This window comes from Bradyrhizobium sp. SEMIA (genome assembly GCF_014844175.1).
Taxonomy (GTDB): domain Bacteria; phylum Pseudomonadota; class Alphaproteobacteria; order Rhizobiales; family Xanthobacteraceae; genus Bradyrhizobium; species Bradyrhizobium arachidis.
This window is the reverse complement of the sequence record NZ_CP046601.1, coordinates 2,537,572-2,549,759: the sequence shown is the minus strand read 5'-3', so window position 1 is coordinate 2,549,759 and position 12,188 is coordinate 2,537,572. Positions and strand designations below refer to the sequence as shown.

Sequence of the window (12,188 nt, the reverse complement as noted above, 5' to 3'; positions counted from 1 at the left end):
AGGGCGTTTACCCATAAAGGCGAGGTCAGCTGTTGACGTAGAAGCGGAAAGCATCTGCTCGAGTTGAACTTTACTGCTTTTGACCTGAACGGACCTCGACGCTCGATTAGCCTGGCTCCGTGGCGCCACTAACCTCGAGGCCAACGGTGTCGTCAACCCGACGGAACCATGCTCCGCAGAGCAATTTAACCCCCAGCGGCCCCTCTTGATTTGAGAATGCAAAGATGAGGAGGACAGCATGCCGAACGGTTATTGGATCGGGCGCATTGATGTGATCAAACCCGAATACACCAAAGCCTACGGCCCCGCCTTCGCGGCGGTGCTCCGCAAATACGACGCGAAATTCCTGGTGCGCGGCGGCACCTTCGAGGCGGTGGAGGGCAAGGCGCGCGACCGCAACATCGTGATCGAGTTCAAGGACTACGAAACCGCGCTCGCCTGCTACCGCTCACCTGAATACACTAAGGCGAGGGCACTGCGCGCGGACGCCGTGGACATCGATATCATCGTGATCGAAGGCTACGACGGCCCGCAGCCCACGGATTGAGCCCCGCTTTGGCGGCGCGCACCACGCGCCTGAGTTTTGCCTCGTAGGTCGTTCGCACCGCCGAATGTCTCCTTCTGGCCCGATGCAGACCTTCTTCCCCTTGAGGCAACCAGGACCTACCTGCAGGCCCCATTCACAGTGTGACTTGCGGGCATCCTCGAAGACCATGCATCCCGTTTGCGAATGCATTGCGGAATTGTTGGACAGTTATCGCCCGACTGCAAATATGCGCCATTCGCCAGGAATGCCCTTAAGCGACTGGATACCACGATCGTCAAAGCGTAACGCCGAACCTGCCACTAGTTCTTTTACCGTGCTGGATACTAGAACCTCGCTCGCACCTGCGAGCGCTGCCACGCGCGCGCCGATGTGCACGGCGATTCCGCCAACGTCGGCGTCACTCATTTCGCACTCGCCGGTGTGCAGCCCCGCACGAATCTCGATGCCGAGGGACCGAACTTCATCGGCAATTGCACACGCGCAGCGTACCCCGCGTGCCGGTCCATCGAAGGCGGCCAAGATACCATCGCCCGTTGTCTTGACTTCACGTCCGCGAAAGTGATCAAGGTTGCGTCGGATCATGGCGTGATGAGCATCAAGCAGGTCGCGCCAACGGCGGTCGCCAAGTGTAGCCGCTTTCTCGGTTGATCCAACAATGTCAGTAAAGAGAACGGTGGCGAGCACCCGGTCAACCATGATCGGTGCCCGCGTGCCGGTCAAAAATTCCTCTATCGCATCCGCGATCAGGTCGGCATTGTCGCCGAAAAAGGGAGGGTGATCGATTCCAGGAAGCTCGATATAACGAGCGCCGGGGATGTGCTCCGCGAGATAACGTCCCCCCTCCACATTGATTGCTTTGTCCCCGGTCCGGTGCATGACGAGCGTGGGCACCCGGATCGTTGGCAGGATGTTGCTAATATCGATTTGACTATTCATGTGCATGAGCGCGGTCGCCGCGGCCGGGCTCGCCCCGAGGCGCTCGAACCTGCCCATCCATTGTTGGCCAGCTGGATCATTGGCAAGTGATGGAAAAAAGACAGCGCTGCTGGCACCAGACCCCCAGAATTGATCAATATAGGCAAGGAAGTCTGCAAACGCCTGCTCTGTCGGTAGCCAGGACGAAAATTGCGCAAAGCCGCCGTAGAGTATCAGCCCACGGGACCTTGCCGGGTATGTCGCAGCAAACAGCGCGGCCAAGGATGCGCCTTCCGATGCTCCAAGAAGTGCCGCCTCTTGCATCTTTGCGGCGTCCATAACTGCCCGCAAATCGTCCATACGTTGGTCGAGCCCCGGAAGCTCGGAGGCACGGTCGGACATGCCGGTACCGCGCTTGTCAAACACTGCAACCCGGGCAAAGGATGCCAACCGCAACAGCCATCGCGCGACTGCGGGGTGCTCCCAGTACACCTCAATGTTCGATACAAAATATGGGGCAAGAATCAAATTGATCGGCCCATCGCCGAATACCTGGTAGGCGATGTGAACGTCGCCGCTTTTCGCGTAGCGAGTGACCGGCTGCATGGAAGCCTCCCCGGTTTCGTTCGTCGCAATTCAGAGCGTAGCAGCAAGACGGTTAGAGGCAAAGATCGAATGTCCGCCTCTGGCCCTTAGCGGCCCTTATCTAATGTCCCACTATTCCGTCGCTGTATGAAGACTAGCGGACATTGGATCGTTTCATCGAATCATCTTGTAATACCTTCGCCTATGGTTGGCTCAGCTCGAAGGCTATCCTACCCTCCGATCGTCCAACGAGACCACCTTGGCATCAGTCAAGAATGCGGCCCAATCTTTCATCAGCGCTCGTCGCTTTTCCAGCTTCTGGCCACGTTGATAGGCCGCAGTGGTCTCGCTCTTGTATTTATGGGCAAGCGCAGCCTCGCGGACTCCATCAGGATAGTCGGTGCATTCCTCGGCCCAGGTGGCAAAGGTAGACCGGAAGCCATGCACCGTGACGTGTCCGTAGCCGAGACGATCAAGTACCGCGAGCATCGCATTTTCGGAGAATGCTCCGCCATCGGGATTATTAAAGATCAGTTCACCTTGACTGCCATCGCGCATCTCGTCGAGCACCGCCAGCGCGGGATCTGTCAAGGGAACGTGGTGGTCTTGGTCCATCTTCATCCGCTCGCCGGGGATTTTCCAGGTGGCGGCCGGACGATCGATTTCACACCACTGCCCGTCGACGGCCTCGTTCGTGCGGCAAGCTGTGAAGATCAGAAAACGCAGCATGGCGGCAGCCGTCCCGGGCGCACCGGCAAGGAGCTTCATGAAGGCCGGCGCCTCGCTGTAAGGCAAGGCAGGATGATGGCGGACCACCCGTTTGGGACGCTTTGGCAACTTTTCACGCAGCTGCCTCGTCAATTCAGCCGGATTGCGGAAGTCCGGATCGTCGATATCGACGTTCTTCGCGATGATCGTTTCGATCCGGCCGCGGACACGGTTCGCGGTCTCCCGCTTTTCCACCCAGATTGGCTTCAGCAGATCGTGGATGTGGCTTGGCTTGATCTCCGGAATCGTCAGCTTGCCGATGGTGGAATAGGCGTAGCGCTTGAGGGAGGATGGCCACTGATCGCGATGCTTCTCGCTCCAGGTCGACCAGTTCGCCCGGATGTAAGCTTCCGCGCACTCCTCGAACGTTGGCATGACGACCTTGGCTTGGACGGCTTTCGCCTCTTCGCGCGCCTTTCGCCGCTCCTGCACGATGTCCACGCCGGCGGTGCTGCGATCGCCCTTCACGCGCAGCCGCGCAGCATCGCGTGCCAGTCGCGCGTCCTTTAGCGACACATCCTTCAAGGAGCCGAGGCCGTGCCAACGCTCCTTGCCGTCCTTCCAGAATCGGTAGGACCAGCTTTTCGAAGTTGGTCCTGTGACGATCAAATAAAGCCCACCGCCGTCGGCGTATTTGCCGGGCTTGGTTTGGCGATCGACGTCGAGTGGTTTGAGCCTTCCAGCCATTGTTCCTCCAGGAAAACCGTCCTCCGAACCCACGGTCTAAAGCTACGGCCAGCGTCCCGATTAGGGAGAACACCGGAGAACTGCGAAGTACAGTTTTTCGGCGCAAGCCACTGATTTTGCTGTGGAGTTCGAACGACTGCGAACAGTGGAGAACAATGTATTGGCGGAAGGGGTGGGATTCGAACCCACGGTACCCTTGCGGGCACGCCGGTTTTCAAGACCGGTGCCTTAAACCACTCGGCCACCCTTCCAAGCCCGGAATGGCTGTCGCTTAACGCAGTCGGTGCCGCAAGGCAACGCGAAGTTCGCGCCCTGCCTCCTGCCTTTCCACGGCGCCCGGTCTGTCAGGCGAGCGTCAGGCTGTTCCTCTAGCTTCACGCAACGCGTCGGCCACCGACACAGGTCGGCCGCTCAGCAATCCCGGACACTGGCGACATCTCCCAGGGCGTCGCTGGTTGCGAGGCCCGGTTTGGATTCGCCTCCGTTTCCGGGCCTCGTTTGCTGCCCCCAAAAGCAATGCGGCGCCCCCGAGGGAGCGCCGCTTGGAATTCCTCGTTGCTGCCTCGGCTCAGTAGCCGCAGGACGCGCAGCCCATCTGCACCGGGGCGTAATAGGAATAGCCGGGCGAGACCATCTCGACGCGCTGGCGCGTCGCATATTGCGGCGGGATGCGCTCGTACTGCACGCCAGGCGGCGCGACCATCACGGTCTGCGGCACCATCACGGTGCGGTACTGCGCCGGCGTGCGGTGCGCGACCACGGAGCCCGGCGACACCATCACGGTCTCGTCGACGGTGCGGTATTGCGGGGCGACGTATTGCTGCTGGTAGCAGGTCTGGCACGGCGGCGGCGTGTAGCAATTGTAGCAGCCGGCGGAGGCTGCGCCCGTCATCGAAATCGCGGCGACGGCCGTAGAGAAAACAACAGCGAGAGTACGAGACATTGCGGTGGTGCCCCAGTTGCCCGAATTGGATTTGCGAAGGTCGCGCGCAATATACGCCGCAAACTCCTGGGCTGCCGAAGTTCGTTGGAGCATCCTTAACGCGAACGGCCGGCTCTCGCCGGCCGTTCAGGACTTGTTGACTATGCGCACGCCGTGCGAACGGCGCGATGCTCACTTCGAGCGACGCTTCACCTCGCGCACCGCGCCGCGCGCGGCGCTGGTGGTGAGCGCAGCGTAAGCCTGGAGCGCGGTGGAGACGTTGCGCTTGCGGCCCGTCGCCTGCCAGGCGGCATCGCCCTTCGCCTCTTCCGCTGCGCGGCGGCTGGCGAGCTCCTCGTCGGAGACCTCAAGCGTGATGCTGCGGTTCGGAATGTCGATGGCGATGACGTCACCGGTGCGCACCAGACCGATGTTGCCGCCTTCCGCCGCCTCCGGCGACAGATGGCCGATCGACAGGCCGGACGAGCCGCCGGAGAAGCGGCCGTCGGTGACGAGCGCACAAGCCTTTCCGAGGCCCATCGATTTCAAATAGCTGGTCGGATACAGCATCTCCTGCATGCCGGGGCCGCCGCGCGGGCCTTCGTAGATGATGACCACGACCTCGCCGGCGACGACCTTGCCGCCAAGGATGCCTTCGACGGCCGCGTCCTGGCTTTCGAACACGCGCGCGGGGCCAGAGAACTTCAGGATCGAGGCATCGACGCCGGCGGTCTTCACGATGCAGCCGTCCTGCGCGAGATTGCCGTAGAGCACGGCGAGACCACCGTCCTTGCTGAAGGCATGCTCGAGATCGCGCACCACGCCCTTCTCGCGGTCGGCATCGAGCTCGTCGTAGCGGCGCTCCTGGCTGAAGGCGACTTGGGTCGGGATGCCGCCGGGCGAGGCACGATAGAAAGTGCGCACCGCCTCGCTCTTGGAGCGCTTGATGTCCCAGCGCTCCAGCGCATCGTTCATGGTCGGCGCGTGCACGGTCGAGACCGAGGTGTCGATCAGGCCGGCACGGTCGAGTTCGCCGAGAATGCCCATGATGCCGCCGGCGCGATGCACGTCCTCGACATGCACGTCGGCGACCGACGGCGCGACCTTGCACAGCACGGGCACGCGGCGCGACAGCCGGTCGATGTCCTGCATCGTGAAGGCCACCTGCCCTTCATGAGCGGCGGCGAGCAGATGCAGCACGGTGTTGGTCGAGCCGCCCATCGCGATGTCGAGCGTCATCGCGTTCTCGAACGCCTTGAAGTTCGCGATGTTGCGGGGCAGCACGGAGGCGTCGTCCTGCTCGTAATAGCGGCGGACGAGGTCGACGATGGTGTGGCCGGCCTCGACGAACAGGCGCTTGCGGTCGGCGTGGGTTGCGACCATCGAGCCGTTGCCGGGGAGCGCCAGGCCCAACGCCTCGGTCAGGCAGTTCATGGAGTTGGCGGTGAACATGCCCGAGCAGGAGCCGCAGGTCGGGCACGCCGAGCGCTCGATCACCTTGACGTCCTCGTCGCTGACCTTGGAGTCGGCCGCGGCGACCATGGCGTCGATGAGGTCGACCGCCTTGGTCTTGCCCTGCAGCTTGACCTTGCCGGCCTCCATCGGGCCGCCCGAGACGAACACGGCGGGGATGTTGAGCCGCAGCGCGGCCATCAGCATGCCGGGCGTGATCTTGTCGCAGTTGGAGATGCAGACGAGGCCGTCGGCGCAGTGCGCGTTGGCCATGTACTCGACGCTGTCGGCGATCAGCTCGCGCGACGGCAGGCTGTAGAGCATGCCGTCATGGCCCATGGCGATGCCGTCGTCGACGGCGATGGTGTTGAACTCCTTGGCGACGCCGCCGGCCTGCTCGATCTCGCGGGCGACCAGCTGGCCGAGGTCCTTGAGGTGGACATGGCCGGGCACGAACTGGGTGAAAGAGTTGACGACCGCGATGATCGGCTTGCCGAAATCTGCGTCCTTCATGCCCGTCGCGCGCCAGAGGCCGCGGGCGCCCGCCATGTTGCGGCCGTGGGTGGTGGTGCGGGAGCGATAGGCTGGCATGGCGGTTTCCGTCCTCGGGTTTGGGTGCCTGAGCGGAAAATATGGAGCCGCCTCAGGCCTTTCCGGCCGGATAGCGCACGGGGTGATCAGGTGCAACGGGAACTTGGGCCGGACAGGGCCGGATCGGCCTTTCGCAGGCCTCCCCTGCTCCCGGCGCGGGCTATTGCAAGCTCGGGTCAGCGCCGGAGAGACGCTGTGGCTAGCGCTCCGGCTTGGGCAGCACAATTCTCCCCTGGGAGGCAATGCCACCCCACTTGGCGGACCAGCCGATTTCCGAAGCCGAGGATGGCTCAATGCTTGTCTGACCTCGGGCGCCCTGCAATGCAAACAGGGCACCCTGGGGATCGACACATCGTGCGATCCAGCAGCCATCGGGCAACTCGATCGGACCCTGGAGGATCCGGCCTCCGCCAGCATTCACATGTTTCGTGGCAGCACCGATGTCGTCGACGTTGAAGTAATGCAACCAGCTCGGCTGCGTCACGCTCGGAAGTTTCGTGAGCATGCCGCCGACCGTCTGCCCACCCGCCGAAAACAATTGATACCAGGCCGCTGGTTCGCCTTGAGCGTCCGCTTTCTGCCAACCGAATAGTTCTCTGTAGAAATCGAAGATCACGGTCCGGTCGGCGGCCAGCAACTCATGCCAGCCTACGCGCCCCTGCTCGTCCAGCCGGCCCGGTTTCCGTCGGCCATAGGTTGGTTCTTTGATCAGCCCGAACGTCGCCTCCTGCGGATCGGCAACGACTGCTATGCGGCCAATATTGGTGTCGGTCGGCGGCACAAGGATCCTGCCTCCGAGGCGCCTGATCTGCACGGCGGTTGCGTCCAGGTCGTCGACGGCGACGTATCCCATCCATCTCGGCGTCGCCCCCAATCTCCGCCCCTCTTCCGGGATATCCATAAGTCCGCCCAGCGGAGCGCCGCCGCTACGAAACACCATGTAGGGCAGTTCGGGGGTCGATTCATCCCTCACGCCCCAGCCGACGGCCTTGCGATAAAATGCGCCGGCCGCCGCGACATCCGTGGTCAGGAGTTCATACCAAGCGAAACGCCCTGATTGATCTGCCACGCGGACCTCTCCGTTCAAGATTCGATGCGCTTGCGGCACTGCACCAAGCTGCACGCGCACCAACAGCGCCGATCGTTGATGCCCTGCGTCAACTGCCCGTGCCGATGCCGTTCATGAAGATGAATACATTCTGAACGCGCAGCGCCGCGCTTTTGTGCGCGTAATTCTTGCTCGTGTTATTTCCTGAGCGTAGACTTACCGCGGCTCGGATGCTTCTAGCAATGCTCGGAGGTTGGACCATGCGGCAGGCGAAGCAGACTTCTAAACGGAAGAAGCGGGTAACCAAAGTCGCCGTGCCGGCGTTCGGAGCCGCAGGGTTGACGTTCTCGCTGGCGGGAGGCGCATCGGCGTCCGCCGTGCCGACACCCGACGTGCAGCAATTGCCGCACCTTGGAACGGGTCAGGCAATCACGCTCGATGACGAGGAAATGGCTGACGTCAGCCTCGCCACCTTCCATCTCTTCGACAAGGAAAACGCCGGCAGCCGCGTGCAGCTGGCGTGGCGTGGATGCGGCGGTTGCGCGGCTGCGGAGGCTGTCGGGGTTGCCGTGGTTGCCGATGTGGCGTCGGTTGCCGATGTGCAGGTTGCGCAGTTGGCTGTGCTGTCGGTGTGGTGGGATGCGCCGTATCATGCGCGGGTTGCTGCGCATCGTGGGGCCGCTGCCGCTGGTGCTAGGCCTCGGCGCGCTCCGAATGTCAAATTCACGGGTTGATAGGTCATTGGCCGGCCTCAAGAAAGGGGCCGGCCAATTGCTTGATTTCGCTCCGATGCTTGCATCGGCAGCTTGCGGGTGGCAGCTGAATTCGTTTCAATTCTCCGGGAAAATGCCGGCGCGCGGTCGCGACGATCCGTCTTGCGCCGGGGATCCAGCGTGACGGCAACAGGATCAGCGTGCTGACTCAATGACTGCAACTCGCAAGACCCGCGTTGCGCGGCAGACCCGCAAAGACGTTCTCCGATTTGCACCGAACTTCACCGCTTACGTACTGCCTCCCGATGCGGTTTGCCTCTATTCCGAGGATCGCAAGTTCTTCCTGCATGGCGAGCTCTACTGTGCCTTGGCCACCGCGATCGGAAAACATGGCAAGGCTTGGTCGGAGATCATTCGCCAGCTTTCGAAGCACTTTCCGGCCGACAAGATCGAGGAAGCGATCAAGCGGCTCCTCGATCGCCGATATGTCGTTGCAGCGACCTCGAAAGCGTTTGACGGTGCCGTCGCTGGTTTCCTGGCAAGCCTAGGCATGCCCCTGGAGATCGCGGAGCAGAATCTTCGCAATTGCCCGGTACAGGTCGAGTCGATTGACGTCAAAGGCGCCAAGGAGCTGACCGCGGCGTTGAGCAAGCTCGGGGTTCAAATCGCCAAGCGAGCGCCGAAGTTCACGATCACGCTGGCGAACGACTATCTCGACCGGCGACTTGCTGAACTGAACCAAGAACGAGTGGCCGCCAAGACGCCCTGGTTGCTGGTCCAGCCATCCGGTCCGTTTCCGCTGGTCGGGCCCGTGTTCAAACCGGGCGAGAGCGCCTGCTGGACCTGCCTGTTCGATCGCATGATCCGCAATCGGGAGATCAAGGGATTTCTCGACCGGGGACCGGCGCATGCGGTTGCCACATCGCCGCTCGTCAGGGAAAGCGTCGGCCAAGCGGGAATCCATTTTGCGGCCGTCGAGATCGCCAAGGCGATTGCCTCGGGCTTTCGCACCGATTTGCGCGATCACATCGCAAGCTTCGACCTGACCGGCGCCGCCATCGCCAAGCACTACGTGACGCGACGCCCGCAATGTCCGACCTGCGGCAGCAGGAAGCTGAACAACCCGCGCCGATCTCCGGCCCTGGTCGAGATTGCCGAGGGCAAGAGGCTCGTCATGACCAGCGGTGGATACCGCACCGTGACATCGCGCTCGACGGTGTCGCGCTTCCGCAAGCATGTGAGCCCACTGACAGGCGTGGTGTCCAGGCTCGAGCGGATCGACGTCGATCTGCCGATGAACACCAACTATTTCGCCCAGCATAATTTCTCCGCGCCGGCCCACAGCATCGACCAGCTCAGGTCCGGATTGAGCGGCGGCAGCTTTGGCAAGGGCTCGACCGCCGAGCAGGGCGAAGCCAGCGCGCTGATGGAATCGATCGAACGCTATTCGGGCATTTTCCAGGGCGATGAGATCAGGACGACGCGTCGATTTGACGATTTCGCTCCTGGCGACGCGCTTCTTCCCAACGATGTCCAGCTCTTCAGCGAAACGCAGTTCAAGAACAGGTTTCTCCAGCGACCGGACGATCCCCATCCGGTGCCCGAGCCGTTCGATCCCGCGACGAGGACCGAGTGGTCGCCGGTCTCATCGCTGCGCGACAAACGCTTCAGATATCTGCCGACGGGTCTCCTGTATTTCTTTTATGGCGGCTTTCACACGGATTCCAACGGCTGCGCGGCCGGCAACACCCGCGACGAAGCGATTGTCCAGGGCTTCCTCGAGCTGATAGAGCGCGATGCCTACGCGATCTGGTGGTACAACCGGGTGCAGCGCGCCGAAGTCGACCTCGAGCAGTTCGACGACTTCTACGTCCGGGATCTCCAAACTCAATTTGCGGAAGCCGGGCGCAAGCTGTGGGTGCTCGACATCACCACCGATCTCGGCATTCCGACTTACGTGGCGATCATGCACTGGATGCAGAATGGACACGAGAATATCGAGTTCGGCTCCGGCGCGCATTTCGACCGCCGCATAGCCCTGCTGCGCTCCCTCACCGAGCTGACCCAATTCATGTCGGTCGGCATGATGGGCGGCGCGAGCGGCGAGAAGCCGACCCTCGACGGTGTCACACCGCTGCGTCTGGAAGACTACCCGTTCCTGACACCGAGAGATCGCCCTATCATCCCCCCGGCGCCGAGCCTCAAGCTTCACGACAATACGCGAGACCAGGTCATTGCCTGCGTCGAGATCGCCGCCCGTGCAGGCTACGATTTCCTCGTCCTCGACCAGACACGTCCCGACGTCGAGGTTCCCGTCGTCAGAGTGCTCGTTCCCGGCCTGCGTCATTTCTATCGCCGCTTCGCACCGGGCCGCCTTTACGATGTGCCGGTGAAGCTCGGATTGTTGGACCGGCCGCGACCGGAAAGCGATCTGACTTCATTCCTGCCACATACCTGAAGGCTGCTCTTTCGTGCGCGCTCCCGGGAAAAAGCCGACCAGGAAGATCGCGCCAGACATTGCTGCCCGATTGAGCCATCGCTTCTCCCTCCAGATGCAGCCGGACGGAAACATCGCCGCCTTTCTGGGCGACTATTCCGTCAACCTCGGACAATTCAGCGCGGCCGCGATGGACCGCGCCCGACATCTAAGTACCGGTCTTCCGCTCGCTTCGTTTGCAGGCAAGAGTGTCGTCGCCAGGGAAATCGACGCCCTGGTGCATCGCCTGGCGCGGCAGGGGCTTCTGGAATACCGCCTCTCCTCTTCGCATAACACGCAGGACTTCGTGGTCATCGAGCCTCAAGTCCCCGACTACTGGCCGCGGCGCGCGAAGCTGGGCAGCCGTGATACCGTTGTGTTGTCGCGCTTTGCCTATCTGCGCCGGCGCGGCAATGAGATGGTGCTGGAATCGCCACGCGCCGGCGCGCTGTTCCGGATTGGCGATCCCGCCATCGCCGCGACCCTCGCTGCGCTGTCGCAGCCTCGGAAGATCGGCGAGCTCAACCAGAAGATTGCCTCCTCCACCGTCCCCCTGCTCGAACTGTTGCTCGACAGCGAGATCCTGCTCAAGCTCGGTGCGAAAGACGGAGAAGGCCTGCGCGTGAACGAAGGCGACGGCAACCTCGTACTCTGGGATTTCCACGATCTGGTGTTTCACACGCGGAGCACGGAGGGTCGGCAAGCCAATCCGGTCGGCGCCGCCTTCACCTATGCGAACGTCGTTCCGCCGTCGCCGGCGGTGCGGCCACCCTGGGCCGGCAGCAAGATTGACCTGCGCAAATTCTCCTGGCCGGAGCCGAACTCCCGCTTCCCGAAGCTGTTGCGCGAACGCCATTCAACGCGGGATTTCGACGACAAGAATCCGGTCACGCTCGGCGAACTCGCGCAGTTTCTCGACACCACCGCGCGCGTCGTGTCCGAATGGAAGAGCGGGCCGTATTTCGAGGGCGGTCCCGAGGTCCCTTACAGCACGAGGCCTTATCCGTCGGCGGGGAGCGCGTACGAGCTGGAATTGTACCTTACCGTCGCGAACTGCGACGGGCTTGCGCCCGGACTCTACCACTACGATGCAGGGAGCCACGCGCTGGTCGCGATCAGCGCTTCCCCCCAACAACTCCAGGCGCAACTGGCGGCTGCCCAGTTCGCCATGGACGCGCCCGCTCAGCCGCAAATCCTCATCACGATCGCGGCGCGTTTTGGGCGGGTCTCCTGGAAATACAGCTCAATCGCATATTCGTTGATCCTGAAGGATGTCGGCAGCCTGATTCAGACGCTTTACCTGGCGGCGACCGATATGGGCCTCGGCGGTTGCGCCATCGGCAGCACCAACATCGATCTGTTCGCGAAAATGACGGAGTTGGAATTGCATATCGAGGGCCCGGTCGGTCAATTCGCGCTCGGCCGCGGCAGGACGCCGGAAGTCCAAGGCTAGGCAAATCGGCACACGCCGCAGGCCGGTCGCC

9 protein-coding genes and 1 tRNA gene are annotated in these 12,188 nt (G+C 62.4%); 4 read left to right on the top strand and 6 right to left on the bottom strand.

The genetic code is table 11. The features are described 5' to 3' along the window. Nucleotides 1–238 precede the first annotated feature (238 nt). A complete protein-coding gene (locus FOM02_RS12390) occupies nucleotides 239–547 on the top strand; it encodes a DUF1330 domain-containing protein (RefSeq protein ID WP_265441815.1) in 309 nt (102 codons plus the stop codon). Between the two features lie 207 nt (nucleotides 548–754). Here the strand turns inward: FOM02_RS12390 and FOM02_RS12385 are convergent, their stop codons facing one another. From FOM02_RS12385 to FOM02_RS12360, 6 genes are all read right to left on the bottom strand, one after another. Further along, a complete protein-coding gene (locus tag FOM02_RS12385; RefSeq protein ID WP_265441814.1) occupies nucleotides 755–2,068 on the bottom strand; it encodes an adenylate/guanylate cyclase domain-containing protein in 1,314 nt (437 codons plus the stop codon). Between the two features lie 204 nt (nucleotides 2,069–2,272). Continuing rightward, nucleotides 2,273–3,502, bottom strand: a complete 1,230-nt coding sequence (locus tag FOM02_RS12380; RefSeq protein ID WP_265441813.1) for a tyrosine-type recombinase/integrase — start codon at nucleotides 3,500–3,502, stop codon at nucleotides 2,273–2,275. A gap of 161 nt (nucleotides 3,503–3,663) precedes the next feature. Next, a tRNA-Ser gene (locus tag FOM02_RS12375) sits at nucleotides 3,664–3,753 on the bottom strand. A gap of 317 nt (nucleotides 3,754–4,070) precedes the next feature. After that, complete coding sequence (locus FOM02_RS12370) at nucleotides 4,071–4,394, bottom strand: hypothetical protein (protein ID WP_027559170.1); 324 nt, start codon at nucleotides 4,392–4,394, stop codon at nucleotides 4,071–4,073. Between the two features lie 222 nt (nucleotides 4,395–4,616). Next, the gene (gene ilvD / locus FOM02_RS12365; protein ID WP_265441812.1) at nucleotides 4,617–6,467 is read right to left on the bottom strand and encodes a dihydroxy-acid dehydratase; all 1,851 of its coding nucleotides are present in this window, start codon (nucleotides 6,465–6,467) and stop codon (nucleotides 4,617–4,619) included. Between the two features lie 199 nt (nucleotides 6,468–6,666). After that, on the bottom strand, nucleotides 6,667–7,536 hold the full coding sequence (locus FOM02_RS12360) for a VOC family protein (RefSeq protein WP_231164030.1): 870 nt from the start codon (nucleotides 7,534–7,536) through the stop codon (nucleotides 6,667–6,669). Nucleotides 7,537–7,775: 239 nt separating this feature from the next. On the opposite strand from FOM02_RS12360, the gene FOM02_RS12355 reads away from it, so the two are divergent. The 3 genes from FOM02_RS12355 (at nucleotide 7,776) to FOM02_RS12345 (ending at nucleotide 12,157) form a co-directional block, all read left to right on the top strand. Then, on the top strand, nucleotides 7,776–8,249 hold the full coding sequence (locus tag FOM02_RS12355) for a hypothetical protein (protein ID WP_265441811.1): 474 nt from the start codon (nucleotides 7,776–7,778) through the stop codon (nucleotides 8,247–8,249). Between the two features lie 190 nt (nucleotides 8,250–8,439). Further along, nucleotides 8,440–10,686: a TOMM precursor leader peptide-binding protein gene (locus FOM02_RS12350; RefSeq protein WP_027559173.1), complete on the top strand. Its 2,247-nt coding sequence runs from the start codon at nucleotides 8,440–8,442 to the stop codon at nucleotides 10,684–10,686. A 94-nt stretch (nucleotides 10,687–10,780) separates the two neighbouring features. Further along, entirely contained in the window at nucleotides 10,781–12,157 is a 1,377-nt protein-coding gene (locus FOM02_RS12345) for a SagB family peptide dehydrogenase (protein ID WP_265442179.1), read from the top strand. The last annotated feature ends 31 nt before the right edge of the window (nucleotides 12,158–12,188 follow it).